Source organism: Methylobacterium sp. Leaf91 (genome assembly GCF_001422815.1).
In the GTDB taxonomy this organism is placed as follows: domain Bacteria; phylum Pseudomonadota; class Alphaproteobacteria; order Rhizobiales; family Beijerinckiaceae; genus Methylobacterium.
This window is the reverse complement of the sequence record NZ_LMMP01000003.1, coordinates 369352-381611: the sequence shown is the minus strand read 5'-3', so window position 1 is coordinate 381611 and position 12260 is coordinate 369352. Positions and strand designations below refer to the sequence as shown.

The window sequence follows — 12260 nt, the reverse complement described above, 5'->3', positions numbered from 1 at the left end:
CGCGCCACCGGCGAGCTCCTGGTCGCCGAGAAGTTCGATCCGGTGGTGAACTGGGCTTCCAAGGTCGACATGGACAAGGGCTCCAAGACCTACGGTCGCCCCCTGGTCCAGGCCAAGTACTCCACCGAGCAGAACGGCGAAGATACCAACTCCAAGGGTATCTGCCCCGCGGCCCTCGGCACCAAGGACCAGCAGCCTGCTGCGTTCTCGCCGAAGACCAACCTGTTCTACGTGCCCACCAACCACGTCTGCATGGACTACGAGCCGTTCCGGGTCTCCTACACCCCGGGTCAGCCCTATGTCGGCGCGACGCTGGCCATGTACCCGGCCCCCAACAGCCACGGCGGCATGGGTAACTTCATCGCCTGGGACGGCGTGGCTGGTAAGATCAAGTGGTCGAACCAGGAGCAGTTCTCGGTGTGGTCGGGCGCCCTCGCCACCGCTGGCGACATCGTGTTCTACGGTACCCTCGAGGGTTACCTGAAGGCCGTTGACTCCAAGACCGGCAAGGAACTCTACAAGTTCAAGACCCCGTCGGGCATCATCGGCAACGTGATGACCTACCAGCACAAGGGCAAGCAGTTCGTCGGCATCCTGTCGGGTGTCGGTGGCTGGGCCGGCATCGGCCTCGCGGCCGGCCTGACCGACCCGAACGCCGGTCTCGGCGCGGTGGGTGGTTACGCTGCCCTCTCGAACTACACCAACCTCGGTGGTCAGCTGACCGTCTTCTCGCTGCCGAACTAATCGGTCGCACGAAGTCTGAGACAATAGGGTGCCGGCGCGGGTTTCCGCGCCGGCACCTTTATGATTAGATCGTTATTAAGAACACTTCGAACGTCGGTCGAACGGGCCGACGGTTGCTCCTGGGAGAAACGTCGTTGCAGTATCAAAGCAAAGCCGCCATCCGTCCGCTCGTGGCCGCCCTCGTTTTCGCATTCGCTTCCGCCGGCGCCGTTCAGGCCCAGGATGCCAAGCCCGCCGCTGATCCTGCCGTTGCGAACCAGCTCGATCCGAATGCTCCTGAAAAGGACGCCAAGCTGATCGACAAGTATCAGGCGGTGAAGGTCGAAGACGGCAAGTATTCCGACGGGGATGGCGCCCCGACCTACCACATCACCAACGACGGCAAGAAGTTCGACTGGTACGCCTATTCCGGCTACCGCCGCTACCATGCCGAGTGCCACGTCTGCCACGGCCCCGACGCCATGGGTTCGACCTACGCGCCCGCCCTCAAGGACTCGCTGAAGCGCCTGTCTTATGAGGAGTTCGTCGGCATCATCGCCGGTGGCAAGCAGGACATCAGTTCGAGCGGCACCAACGTGATGCCCGCCTTCGGCGATAACAAGAACGTGATGTGCTACGCCGACGACCTCTACGTCTACCTGAAGGCCCGCGCCTCCGGTGCCATGCCGCGCGTGCGACCGACCGACAAGGAAGACAAGCCGGAAGCGGCCAAGAAGGCCGAGAAGGAGTGCCTGGGCGGCTAATGGCACGCTTTGGCTCCTTTACCACGACGGTTTGCGCGCTCCTGCTGATCTCGGCAGGGGCGCGTCCCGCGTTGGCGCAGTCGCTTCCCGACCTCGTCACCACGGATGTCCTGCGCGTCTGCGGCGACCCGGGCAACATGCCGTTCTCCGAACGCAAGGAGAATGGATTCGAGAATAAGATCGCGGCGATCCTCGCCGACGAGCTCAAGGTCAAGCTCCGCTATTACTGGCTGACGCAGGGGCCCGGATTCGTTCGCAATACGCTCGGGACCGGGTTGTGCGACCTGATCATCGGCTCGGCTGCCGGCGGTGAACTCGTCCAGCACACCAATCCCTATTACCGCTCCAGTTATGCCCTGGTCGTCCGCAGCGGCGAGTTCGACGACGTGACCCGGCTCGACGATCCGAAGCTCAAGGGCAAGTCCATCGGTGTCATCGGGGGGACGCCACCCGTGAACCGGATGGGTGAGCTCGGCTTGATCGCGTCGATGAAGGCCTACGCTCCCTACCAGCTCGATCCTTCGCGCAAGTACCAGACGGTCTCCGCCGAGGTCATCGGTGATCTCGCCGAGAAGACAATCGACGCCGCGATCCTGTGGGGGCCGGCCGCGGGTTGGCTCGCCAAGCAGAGCGGTGTCGCCATGAAGGTCGTGCCGCTTCTGCAGGAGCCTGATCGTCCTGCACTCACCTTCCGCATCGCCATGGGCGTGCGGATGGAGGAGAACGATTGGAAGCGCAGCCTCAACACGATCCTGCGCAAGCGCCGGGCCGATATCGAGAAGGTTCTGCGCGACTACGACGTCCCGTTGCTGGAGGACGAAGGCAACAAGCTGCTCGAACCGGCCGCGCCCTGACAGGTCGTCAGGACTCGCGGGGTTTGGTATGAGCCCCCCAGGTTCGAGCGGAGAGAGTGGCAATGCGACGATGGCGGATCGGCTTTGCGGTCGGAGCTCTCTTCGCCTTGGGTGCGGTGGGGATCGTCGCGGTCGATCGCGCCCAGATCGGCCGCGTCGCACCCGAGCTCGTCGCAGAGCCTGAACGGGCCGACCGTGTTCTCGTCGAGAAGTCGGCCCGCCGCCTGACTCTTCTGCGTGAGGGCCGCGTTCTGGCGACCTATCCCGTCTCTCTCGGATTCTCGCCCATCGGTCACAAGCAGCGGGAGGGCGACGGGCGTACGCCTGAGGGGCTGTATTCCATCGCCTACCGCAACCCGCTCAGCGTCGCCCATCTTTCCCTGAAAGTGTCCTATCCGAACGAAGCCGATACGCTGGCCGCCCATGACGGCGGCTACGAGCCGGGCGGCGACATCATGATCCACGGGATCATGAACGGCTTCTCCTGGCTCGGCCGGCTCCATCGGCTGAAGGACTGGACCAGCGGCTGCGTCGGCGTGGCCAATGACGAGATGGCGGCCATCTACGCGCGGGTGGATGTGGGAACGCCCGTCGAACTGCGTCCGTGAGTGGGCGAATCTCAGTCCCGCACGATACCGGTGGTGTCGAGCTTCGACAGGGCTTGGCTCACGGTCTCCGGCCCGATGACCAGATCCGGCGCGATCTCGGCGAGCGGAACGAGGACAAAGGCGCGCTCCCGCACGAAACGATGCGGTAGGACGAGACGCTCGTCGGAGATCGCCGCCCCCTCATACGAGAGCACATCGATATCGATGACGCGTGGCCCCCAGCGCCGCTCGCGCACGCGACCCATCGCGGTCTCGATGGTGAGACCTGTCTCCAGCAGGTCGTGGGGAGTCAGGTCGGTCTCGACGGCGATGGCCGCGTTGAGGAACCAGTCCTGATCGGTATCGCCCCAGGGGGGCGTGCGGTAATCGCTTGACCGTGCCGTGAGACTGATGCCCGGGCTGGCTTCGAGCCGCCGGATGGCTTCGGCGATGGTCGCGGCCTTGTCGCCGATATTGCTGCCGAGACCGAGATAGGCGGCACTCATCGCGGGAGTCCGGCCCGGCTGCGCAGGATCGAGATGGCGACGCCGTCGATCACCGCCGGTACCGGCGCGCTCGGCTTGTCGACGCGCACGACGATGCTGTCCACGCCCTCGAACCGCTCGAGGATCTCGGCGGCGATGGCCTCGGCCAGAGCTTCGATGAGGGCGAAGCGCCGGGTGGTGGCGATGCGCACGACGATCTCGGTGAGGTCGGCATAGCTCACGGTCTTCGCCACGTCGTCCGACAGACCGGCCGGCCGCAGGTCGATCCGGCAGTCGAGGGAAATGTAGAAGCGCTGCCCTATCCGCGCTTCCTCCTCGAGGAGGCCGTGATAGGCGAAGACGGCGATGCGTTCGACCAGGATGCGGTCGGTCATGGAGCTGTCCGCATCACGGCGTCGACCACGCGAAGGGCGTCGACATGGGGCGCCACATCGTGGACGCGGACGATGTCGGCCCCCAGCGTGGCGGCGAGGACGTGGCTCGAGAGCGAGCCGAACAGGCGATCCACCGGCTTCGTCTCGGCATTGTGCAGGCGCCCGAGCATCGACTTGCGCGAGACGCCGACGAGGACGGGAAAGCCCAGCGCCTTGATCTCGGGCAGGCGCCGCATGGCTTCGAGATGCTGGGCCCAGCTCTTGCCGAAACCGATCCCCGGATCGAGTACGATGTCCCTATCCGAGATGCCGGCGCGGCGGGCGATGTCGAGGGATCGCTCGAAGAAGCGCAGCATGTCGGCGATGATGTCGATCGCGGGATCGATGGTCTCGCGATTGTGCATTACCATGACGGGCGCGCCATGGGCAGCCGCCACGCGGGCGATGTCGGGCTCGCGCTGCAGGCCCCAGACATCGTTGACGATGCGCGCGCCGGCCGCCAGCGCCGCATCGGCGGTGGAGGCCTTGTAGGTGTCCACCGAGATGGGGACCGCAAGGCGCGGGGCGAGATCGCGGATGACGGGCAGGATGCGGGCCTGCTCCTCCTCGGCCGACACGGGCGTATGGCCCGGCCGCGTCGATTCTCCGCCGATATCGACGAGGGCCGCCCCTTCCGCCACGAGCGCGCCGGCCTGGGAGCGTGCCGCCTCGACACCCTCGAAACGTCCGCCATCGGAGAAGGAGTCCGGGGTGACGTTGAGGATACCCATGACGAGCACGCGCTCTCCGAGACCGGGCAGAAGGGTTTTCAGGATCGGAGGAGAAGACGTCACGGGAGCTCTTCGACGAGGGATCGATCTCTATGCTGTAGACCAGGATGGTCCCATTCTTCCACCTCATCCTGAGGTGCCGAAGCAAAGCGAAGGCCTCGAAGGAGGCCTCCAGGTCGCGTCGCGAGCATTGGAGGGCGCCTTCGAGGCCACTTCGCGGAGCCTCAGGATGAGGTGGGTGGATAGGGGCGCCGTATCTGGGGTGGATCCCGCCGGTTACACTCCGCCGCGATAGCAGCGGATCTCGGCTTCGGCCTGGGCGCGGCGAAGATCCGCGACCTTGTCGTCGAACACTTTGGTCGATTTGAATTCGTTCGAGCGGGCGCCGATGCCTTGGCGCATGGACAGGACCGTGCTCGCCTGGACGTATTTGTCATAGGTCAGGATCGACGCGAGGGCGTCGATGGAGCAGGAGCAGCGAGAGAGCGCTTCCCGCGATTGTCCGTTGGCCGCCATGCAGCCGAACACGTAATCGGCCCGTGCCTCGGTAGGGTAGTCGTTCTCGCTCTCCACGGCCTGGGCCGGTGCGGCGGCGACGCCGAGCGCGAGCGCGATAAGGCCGCCTTTAGCCAGCATTCGGATCATAGGTCAGGTTCTCCTGGAGAAGCTCGCCGCCATCCTTGGACTTCGACTGCGCTTCGATGGAGAGCAGCTCGCCGGGCACGGCAGACGAAGTCACGAAGGTGTATTTCAGGTTCTCGAGGCCGCGCATGCGGTCCTTCATCTTGTCGTCGATGAAGGGCTGCACCTCAACGCGCCAGGCATCCACGGTCTGCCCCTTCACGGTCGCCGTCGTCGCGGTCACCGTCGCGTTGTCTCGCAGGGCCTTGCGGATTCCGTTCTTGATGTAGCGTGGGTTGGCCGAGAGCACCTTGGCGAGGTCGATGAGGTGATGTTCCAGAAAAAGGGTCATCACCGGGTTGCCGGGCATGTCGTTGAACGGGCCGGCGGGGAAGCGGTTCGCGCCCGAAAACATCTGTACGCGGATCGTCCGGTTTTCCGGCGCCGCACCGGGCTCGATGGTGAGCTTGATCTGGTCGTCCATGGTCGGGCCGAACGGACCCTTGGAGATGCCGCTGCGCCGGAGATAGGCGTAGGTGAGGGTCGAGCCCGGCGGCACGTTCTTCATCTGCGGCTCTTCGAAGAGCAGGTCCGAGGCGTTGGGCGGGGTGGCGGTGTTGGCCTTGGTGACAGCGGGCGCATCGGCCGGGGGCGTACCCTGCGCCACGGCGGGCAGGCCGGCAAACGAAAGAGCGAACGCGACGAGAACGGGCTTCACAGGGGAGCATCCTCTTTCAGGGGCGGCGGCGCAACACGGTCCACGTTGCTGCCGATCGTCCGGTAGACATAATCGGGCGGTGTCTCGGCCGCCTCTTCCTTGGCGAGTTCCCGCACCTTCGAATGGAGGGGGGAGAGCGAGCAGGCTGGGTCGGTGGCGGCGGCATCGCCGGCCAGAGCCAGCGCCTGACAGCGGCAGCCGCCCCAATCCTTCTCACGCCGGTCGCAGGAGCGGCACGGCTCCTTCATCCAATCCGTCCCGCGATAGGCGGTGAAGGCCGGGGAATTCGCCCAGATATCGGCGAGCGAATGGTCGGAGACGTACCAGAATTCGAGATGCTTGATGGTCTCGGCGGCGTGGCAGGGGAGCACCTTGCCAGCGGGCGTGACGTTCATCAGCTTGCGGCCCCAGCCGCCGGCGCAGGCCTTGGGGTACTTCGCGTAGTAATCGGGCACGACCAGATCGATGACGAGCTGGCCCTTCAGCCGCTCGCGCGCCGCCTCGACGATACGGATCGACTGATCGACCTGGGCCTTGTCCGGCATCAGAGCGGCGCGGTTCACATAGGCCCAGCCGTAATACTGGGTGTGGGCGACCTCCAGGCGCTTGGCGCCGAGCTTGACGGCCAAGTCGATGAAGCCCTCGACCTCGTGGATGTTGCCCCGATGGATCACGGAATTCAGCGTCAGCGGAAGGCCGAGCTGCGTCACGCGTTCGGCAAAGGCGAATTTCTGCGGCTGAGCGTTCTTCAGGCCGCCGATTTTCTCCGCGTTGGCCGCGTCGACGCCTTGCACCGACAGCTGCACATGGTCGAGGCCCGCGTCGTAGAGGGCGTCGAGCTTGGCCAGAGCACCGCCGACGCCCGACGTGATGAGATTGGAATACAGGCCCAGCTTGGCGCAGGTCTGGGTGATCTCGACGATGTCGCTGCGGGCCGTGGGCTCGCCGCCGGAGAGGTGGACATGCAGCACGCCGAGACCCGCCGCCTCCGTCAGCACGCGCTGCCATGTCGCCGTGTCGAGCTCGCCCGAGCGCCGGTCGAGTTCGAGCGGGTTCGAGCAATAGGGACAGCGCAGGGGACAGCGATGGGTCAGCTCCGCGAGGAGCCCGACCGGAGCCGGCAGGGAAGGGGTATTCGGCGTGATGGCGTTCATCGCTCCAGAACCCGTTTCGTGGCGAGGTCGTTGAGCATGGCCAGGACGTCGACCTCGATCACGTCCGGGTCGGCGGTGAAGGTCTCGGCGAGCTTCACCGCAATGTCTCGCACGCTGCGCTGCCCATCCACGAGGGACAGGACCGCCACGGCATTGGCGTCGAGGTCGAAGGTGCGCTCGGGCGCCAGCAAGACGTGCTGGCCGCGGACCTCGTCGTGGCGCAGGCGGACGCCGCGAGGCAGACGAGGCACGTCGCCCGACCGGATCGTGCCGGTGCCGGCCGCCTGCGCCACCTCGGGCACGAGGCCGGTGCCGGGCGTCCAGGCATCCGGCGGGGTCATGCCCGGAGCCACATAGGAGAAGTAGAGCGCGTCGAGCTGCGTCCAGAGCACGTTGCACTTGAAGGTCAGCGCGGCCATGGCCTGACGCTGCAGTTCGGGCGTCGTGGCGTGCTGCTTGACGTAGTCGATGGCGAATTCCGCATCGCGGGGGGCCTGGGTCAGGCGCTTGTCGAAATAGGCCAGCGTGTCCTTGGTGATGAAATCGTAGTTCTTTAGCATCCCGGCCACGCGCTCGGAGATGATTGTCGGCGAGAACATCTCGGTGAGCGAGGAGGCGATGGCCTCCAGCAGCGAGCGCTCCTTCACGAAATGCACGTAGGCATCCACCGAGAAGCGCGTCGCCGACAGGATACCTTGCGTGGATTCCACGTAGTCGCGACGGAAGCCGACGCCCTCGGCCAGCTTGAGCCAGCGCTCGATGCCGCCATCGCCGGGTGCGTCGCCATCATGATCGACGATGCGCTGGCGCCAGACGCGGCGCAGGCTCGCATCCTCCATGCGGGCGAGCACGGCGGCGTCCTTCACCGGGATCATGGCCTGGTAATAGTAGCGGTTGAGGGCCCAGGCCCGGACCTGATCCTTGTTCAGCTTGCCGTCGTGAAGCAGGCGGTGGAACGGATGCAGGTTGTGATAGCGCCTCGCGCCGATGTCTCGAAGCGCCGCTTCGAGTTCTTCGGGGCTGAGCAGGCGCTGGGACTCGTCGGTCTTGGGCGTGGGGAAAGGCGCGGTCATGGCGTAGCTCGGCGTTTCGACGAAGGGCGGCGAAGAGAACTTTTCTTATAGATGGCGCCGATTTCCGTGAAGGCCACGGACATGGACCGCACAATTCCATTGGACACAATATAAGATGGCGGCATTAAAATGCCAGCCGGGCGCCGATCTAGAGCGCCAGCGTCAGCCCGTCATGGGCGACGGTCCAGCCTTCCGCCTCCACCGATCGGCGTTCGTCCGATTCTTCCACCAGCACAGGATTGGTGTTGTTGATATGAACGAAGACGCGGCGACCGATTTCCACATCGGCGAGCGCGGCGATCGATCCGCCCTGTCCCGTCATCGGCACGTGGCCCATGCGCCATCCGGTCTTCACGCCGACCCCGGCGCGGATCATGTCGTCGTCGAGCAGCACGGTCCCGTCGAACAGAAGCGCGTCGACACCCGATATGCGTCGCTTCAGCCCGTCCGTGACGCGGGCGCAGCCGGGAATATAGGCGAGGCGACGCCCACCGGACTCGATCATCGCACCCACGGTGGTCTCGGTCTCTGCGCCGATCTCCATGGTCTCGTCCTCGAGCCAGAGCGGCACCTTTCCCGGCACCGAGAACAGTGTGACGGTCAGGCCGGGAACCGGCTCGAAGGCATGGTCGAGGGCGATCTTCTCGCGCGACACCACGTCGGCGGCCATCACGTCGAAGACCCGGTTGGCGTTGACCGAATCGAGGATGCCGGAGGTGGCGTAGAGCGTGTAGGGCTGGCCTTCGCGCAGGGTGAGCAGCCCCGCCACGTGGTCGACATCGCCATTCGTCAGAAGCACGGCATGGATTGGCGAATGGCGCAGGCCTTCGCGCGGATGCATGGCCGGATTGTCGAAGAGTTGCTGCCGGATGTCCGGCGAGGCGTTCACCAGGAGCCAGCGCTCGCCATCGGGCGACACGGCGATGCTCGACTGGGTTCGAGGGCGCACCTTCGAGGAATCCTCGCGGGCGAGCGAGCAGATGGGGCAGCGGCAATTCCACTGGGGAAGGCCGCCGCCCGCGGCCGAGCCGAGGATCACGACATGCATGGCTGAACCGGCGCTGCCTCGATCCTCAAGCACGACATGATGTCTTAGTTGAAGGTGTCGATCTCAGCCGACTCGTAGCTGGTGACTTCCATGCCGACACAGATCTCGGAAACGACGGGGGCAGCCCAGGTCATGGTGTTTCTCCTAGATGGTTTCTTGAACGTCAGCAGCGTCCAGATCTCGCTTAAGAAGATCCTAAGACACTGACGGCGCAGTCATTTCTGTCGCGGGAGCTATATCGACAATTCCGCCGGACTCTTCAAGCGATAAATTGCCGGATCGTCCCGGAACAGGCCGAGAAAGCGCATCGTGCTCAGTGGCGGAAATCCTGGCCCCGCAGGTCGAGCATGAAGCCCCGGCCCCGCACGGTAACGATGACCGGCCCGCCGAAGCGCACGAAATCGGACAGCTTGGTACGTAGGTAACCCACGTAGACATCGACGACATTCAGCGACAGGCCGCCCTGGCCCGCCCATAATTTGTCGAAGATGTCGCCGCGCGACACCGGCTGGTTGGCCTTGTCCATGAGGAGAGCGAGGAGCTCCGCCTCGCGCGGCGTGAGGCGCGCCGTCGCATCCCCGAGGGAGACCTGACGAATGTTGAGATCGAGGACGAGCTTGCCTGCGGTGACGATGGTGCGCGGCTGGTCCGATTCCTTGCGGCGCAGGAGATGCGTCTGCAGCCGGGCGAGGAGTTCGTCGAAGACGAAGGGCTTGACGATGTAGTCGTCGGCCCCGAGCGCCAATCCTTCCGCCCGGTCACGGACCTCGTCGCGCGCCGAAAGGAACAGGATCGGGCCGGGATAGCCGCCTTCGCGCAGGGAGCGGCAGACATCGTGGCCGGACCCGTCTGGCAGGGTGATGTCGAGGACGACGGCGCCGGGCGCCTCGTCACGGGCGGAGGTGAGGGCGTCGTCCACGCAACCGGCTACGCCCACGGAGAACCCTTCGGCCTCCAGGCCCCGCGCCAGCATGGCCCTGATGTCGCTGTCGTCCTCGACGATGAGCACTCGCGTCATGCGGCGCTGTCCTTCCGCTTCGTTTCCTGTCCGTCCCCGGGATCGAGGTCGAGGATGGGCAGGACGAGCGTCACGCGCGCACCCTTCCCGTCCTCGCCCGCACCGAGGCTGATCGCCCCATCATGGCGCTCTGTCACCCAGCGCGCCAGTGCCAAGCCGATGCCAAAGCCCGATTCCCCGGAATGGCCCTCCCGCCGGAAGCGCTCGAACAGATCCGCACCCGCCGACGGGAAGCCCGCGCCGTCATCCGTCACCGTGATCGTGGCGGAACGCGCCTCGTCCACGGTGAGTCCCACGACCACCCGCGTCAGGCCCGTCGCGTGCCGCAAGGCGTTGTCAATAAGGCTCTCCACCACCTGCCGCAGCCATTCCCTGTCCGCCAGGAGCGTGACGTCGCGGCGCCCCGGTTCGAGGGTCAGGGTCACCCGCCGGCGCGCCGCCTCAGAGGCCGCGCTGTCCACCGCATCGGTGAGGATGGCCACGGCGCTGGTGGCGCGCCGGTCGAGCTCGATCTGGCCGGATTCGGAGCGTGCGACCCGTAGGAGATCCTCGACGCGGCGCTGCAGGCGGAGTGCCCGCTTGCGGATGGTGGCGAAGACCGGCGCGTAATCGACCCCCGGCCTGCCGGCCGAGCGGGCGGCAATGTCGCATTCGCCGAGGATGACCGTGAGCGGCGTGCGCAGCTCATGGCTGACATCGGCGAAGAAGCGCCGGCGCGACCGGTCCACCGCCTCCAGGCGCTCGTTGGCCGCCCGCAGGTCGGTGGTCCTCGCCTCCACCGTATCCTCGAGGGCAGCGCGGTCGGCGGCGAGCCGCCCCTCGCGCCGGGCGAGGCGTGCGGCCATGCGGTTGAAGTTCGCCACCAGCAGGCCGAGCTCGTCCCGCGTCGCCACCGACAGCCGCGTATCGAGCTCGCCGCGCCCGACGGCGCCCGCTGCGCGTCGCACCGCTTCGATCCGTGCCAGGGTCGGCCGGGTCACCGCCCGGTACAGGACGAAGACGAGGGCCAGCGCCAGGACGACGGCGGCAAGCGACGCGATCCGCAGGGTCGAGGACAGGTGGCGGGCCTCGTCCGAACCCGCGATCATCGAGCGGCGCTCGACTTCGATGAGAAACGAGAGCGGCTGGCCGGTCATGGCGCCGAATCCGTTCAGCGCGCCGCGAATGGTGTTACGCCGCTGCTCTTCCTCCGACTGGCGCAGGACCTGGGAGACCTGCCGGTCGAGGATGGCCCGGGCAGAACGGAGCTGAGCGAGGGGACGCGTGCGCGCCGCGTATTGCATCCGGTCGAGGGGATCGTCGCTGACGGCGATGCTCTTGCCGAGAGCCTCGTCGACAGCCACCAATGCCCGGTCGACATTGGCCCGGGCGATGGCGAGCCCTTCCGGCTGTGCATCGGGATTGCTCACCGCCTCCAGGGCAGCGAGCCCGTACTGGGTCATTCGCCCGGACAGTTCCACCAGTAATTCGAGCCGGCCCTGTGCCGCGAGCGTCCGATCAATGGTGCGTTCGGCCGCGCCGATGGAGCCCAGCACCCCCAATGCCGCCAGGACGACCAGAAGCGCTGCGCCCCCGAGCAGCAGCGCGAACCTCACCTTCAGAGAGCGCATCGCTTATGGCCGCCCGTGTCTCGCCGTTCCCCGGAGGGTGAGCGATAGCGCAATCCGCCAGGGCGTCCAGACCCATCACAGATGGGACCGGGTCACAGGTCTTTCGGCAGGCTCTCCCGCGCCGCGCAGCGCCACCGCGTCACGTGCCATTCGGGGTGGCTCTCCTGCCAGGTGGCGAGCGCGCTCTGAGCGGTGCGCAGGCAGATGAACGGGTTCGTCGCCTCGTAGGACAGGGAGATCCTGTCCTCCTTGCACTGGGAGGGCTGTGCCGCGAGGCAAATGGAGAGCAGGATCAGCATGGGGCGAAAGCCTCGAGCCGCGAATGACAATCCGGCAATGGTCCGCCAGACCGGCGGGCGGACGCAAGAGCGGATGAGGGCGTTCGCACGCGTAGGGTTGTCGCGGACGACAGGGCCGTCGGGAGCATCCCCCCTCTCGCC

The 12260-nt window shown here is 66.2% G+C and carries 16 protein-coding genes; 4 read left to right on the top strand and 12 right to left on the bottom strand.

Annotation, left to right across the window (positions count from 1 at the left end):
* The 4 genes from ASF32_RS05385 to ASF32_RS05370 form a co-directional block, all read left to right on the top strand.
* Positions 1-744: PQQ-binding-like beta-propeller repeat protein (locus ASF32_RS05385; RefSeq protein ID WP_156467699.1), on the top strand; the 744-nt coding region annotated here is incomplete at its 5' end.
* 134 nt (positions 745-878) lie between these two features.
* Entirely contained in the window at positions 879-1487 is a 609-nt protein-coding gene (locus ASF32_RS05380; protein ID WP_056424425.1) for a c-type cytochrome, methanol metabolism-related, read from the top strand.
* Positions 1487-2341: a rare earth element methanol dehydrogenase accessory protein XoxJ gene (xoxJ, locus tag ASF32_RS05375; protein WP_056424422.1), complete on the top strand. Its 855-nt coding sequence runs from the start codon at positions 1487-1489 to the stop codon at positions 2339-2341. The genes ASF32_RS05380 and xoxJ overlap by 1 nt, the downstream gene beginning before the upstream one ends.
* Positions 2342-2403: 62 nt before the next feature.
* On the top strand, positions 2404-2949 hold the full coding sequence (locus ASF32_RS05370; RefSeq protein WP_056424419.1) for a L,D-transpeptidase family protein: 546 nt from the start codon (positions 2404-2406) through the stop codon (positions 2947-2949).
* 11 nt (positions 2950-2960) lie between these two features.
* On the opposite strand, the gene folK is transcribed toward ASF32_RS05370, so the two are convergent.
* The 12 genes from folK to ASF32_RS05310 form a co-directional block, all read right to left on the bottom strand.
* The gene (gene folK, locus ASF32_RS05365; RefSeq protein WP_056424417.1) at positions 2961-3434 is read right to left on the bottom strand and encodes a 2-amino-4-hydroxy-6-hydroxymethyldihydropteridine diphosphokinase; all 474 of its coding nucleotides are present in this window, start codon (positions 3432-3434) and stop codon (positions 2961-2963) included.
* A complete protein-coding gene (gene folB, locus ASF32_RS05360) occupies positions 3431-3808 on the bottom strand; it encodes a dihydroneopterin aldolase (protein ID WP_056256306.1) in 378 nt (125 codons plus the stop codon). The genes folK and folB overlap by 4 nt, the downstream gene beginning before the upstream one ends.
* On the bottom strand, positions 3805-4641 hold the full coding sequence (gene folP, locus ASF32_RS05355) for a dihydropteroate synthase (RefSeq protein ID WP_056424413.1): 837 nt from the start codon (positions 4639-4641) through the stop codon (positions 3805-3807). The genes folB and folP overlap by 4 nt, the downstream gene beginning before the upstream one ends.
* A 213-nt stretch (positions 4642-4854) precedes the next feature.
* Positions 4855-5223, bottom strand: a complete 369-nt coding sequence (locus tag ASF32_RS05350) for a hypothetical protein (protein WP_056424410.1) — start codon at positions 5221-5223, stop codon at positions 4855-4857.
* Positions 5204-5917, bottom strand: coding sequence for a hypothetical protein (locus ASF32_RS05345; RefSeq protein ID WP_056424408.1), 714 nt, complete (start codon positions 5915-5917; stop codon positions 5204-5206). The genes ASF32_RS05350 and ASF32_RS05345 overlap by 20 nt, the downstream gene beginning before the upstream one ends.
* Positions 5914-7071, bottom strand: a complete 1158-nt coding sequence (gene pqqE, locus ASF32_RS05340) for a pyrroloquinoline quinone biosynthesis protein PqqE (RefSeq protein ID WP_056256323.1) — start codon at positions 7069-7071, stop codon at positions 5914-5916. Before pqqE ends, ASF32_RS05345 begins: the two co-directional genes overlap by 4 nt.
* Positions 7068-8144 carry a pyrroloquinoline-quinone synthase PqqC gene (gene pqqC / locus ASF32_RS05335; RefSeq protein ID WP_056424405.1) on the bottom strand — a complete coding sequence of 359 codons (1077 nt, stop codon included), beginning with the start codon at positions 8142-8144 and terminating at the stop codon, positions 7068-7070. The genes pqqE and pqqC overlap by 4 nt, the downstream gene beginning before the upstream one ends.
* A 148-nt stretch (positions 8145-8292) precedes the next feature.
* Complete coding sequence (gene pqqB, locus ASF32_RS05330) at positions 8293-9192, bottom strand: pyrroloquinoline quinone biosynthesis protein PqqB (RefSeq protein WP_056424402.1); 900 nt, start codon at positions 9190-9192, stop codon at positions 8293-8295.
* A gap of 44 nt (positions 9193-9236) precedes the next feature.
* Positions 9237-9326, bottom strand: a complete 90-nt coding sequence (gene pqqA, locus ASF32_RS05325; protein ID WP_018043604.1) for a pyrroloquinoline quinone precursor peptide PqqA — start codon at positions 9324-9326, stop codon at positions 9237-9239.
* Positions 9327-9505: 179 nt separating this feature from the next.
* Positions 9506-10210, bottom strand: a complete 705-nt coding sequence (locus tag ASF32_RS05320) for a response regulator transcription factor (protein WP_056424399.1) — start codon at positions 10208-10210, stop codon at positions 9506-9508.
* On the bottom strand, positions 10207-11820 hold the full coding sequence (locus ASF32_RS05315) for a HAMP domain-containing sensor histidine kinase (protein WP_056424396.1): 1614 nt from the start codon (positions 11818-11820) through the stop codon (positions 10207-10209). The genes ASF32_RS05320 and ASF32_RS05315 overlap by 4 nt, the downstream gene beginning before the upstream one ends.
* A gap of 92 nt (positions 11821-11912) precedes the next feature.
* Positions 11913-12119 carry a hypothetical protein gene (locus ASF32_RS05310; protein WP_056424393.1) on the bottom strand — a complete coding sequence of 69 codons (207 nt, stop codon included), beginning with the start codon at positions 12117-12119 and terminating at the stop codon, positions 11913-11915.
* Positions 12120-12260: the final 141 nt, after the last annotated feature.

What these genes read in the sequence shown, in the direction of transcription:
- xoxJ (WP_056424422.1), top strand. Translation starts at nt 1,487, where the DNA reads ATGGCACGCTTTGGCTCCTTTACCACGACGGTTTGCGCGCTCCTGCTG.
- ASF32_RS05370 (WP_056424419.1), top strand. Translation starts at nt 2,404, where the DNA reads ATGCGACGATGGCGGATCGGCTTTGCGGTCGGAGCTCTCTTCGCCTTG.
- folK (WP_056424417.1), bottom strand. Translation starts at nt 3,434, where the DNA reads ATGAGTGCCGCCTATCTCGGTCTCGGCAGCAATATCGGCGACAAGGCC.
- folB (WP_056256306.1), bottom strand. Translation starts at nt 3,808, where the DNA reads ATGACCGACCGCATCCTGGTCGAACGCATCGCCGTCTTCGCCTATCAC.
- ASF32_RS05350 (WP_056424410.1), bottom strand. Translation starts at nt 5,223, where the DNA reads ATGATCCGAATGCTGGCTAAAGGCGGCCTTATCGCGCTCGCGCTCGGC.
- pqqE (WP_056256323.1), bottom strand. Translation starts at nt 7,071, where the DNA reads ATGAACGCCATCACGCCGAATACCCCTTCCCTGCCGGCTCCGGTCGGG.
- pqqC (WP_056424405.1), bottom strand. Translation starts at nt 8,144, where the DNA reads ATGACCGCGCCTTTCCCCACGCCCAAGACCGACGAGTCCCAGCGCCTG.
- pqqB (WP_056424402.1), bottom strand. Translation starts at nt 9,192, where the DNA reads ATGCATGTCGTGATCCTCGGCTCGGCCGCGGGCGGCGGCCTTCCCCAG.
- pqqA (WP_018043604.1), bottom strand. Translation starts at nt 9,326, where the DNA reads ATGACCTGGGCTGCCCCCGTCGTTTCCGAGATCTGTGTCGGCATGGAA.
- ASF32_RS05320 (WP_056424399.1), bottom strand. Translation starts at nt 10,210, where the DNA reads ATGACGCGAGTGCTCATCGTCGAGGACGACAGCGACATCAGGGCCATG.
- ASF32_RS05315 (WP_056424396.1), bottom strand. Translation starts at nt 11,820, where the DNA reads ATGCGCTCTCTGAAGGTGAGGTTCGCGCTGCTGCTCGGGGGCGCAGCG.
- ASF32_RS05310 (WP_056424393.1), bottom strand. Translation starts at nt 12,119, where the DNA reads ATGCTGATCCTGCTCTCCATTTGCCTCGCGGCACAGCCCTCCCAGTGC.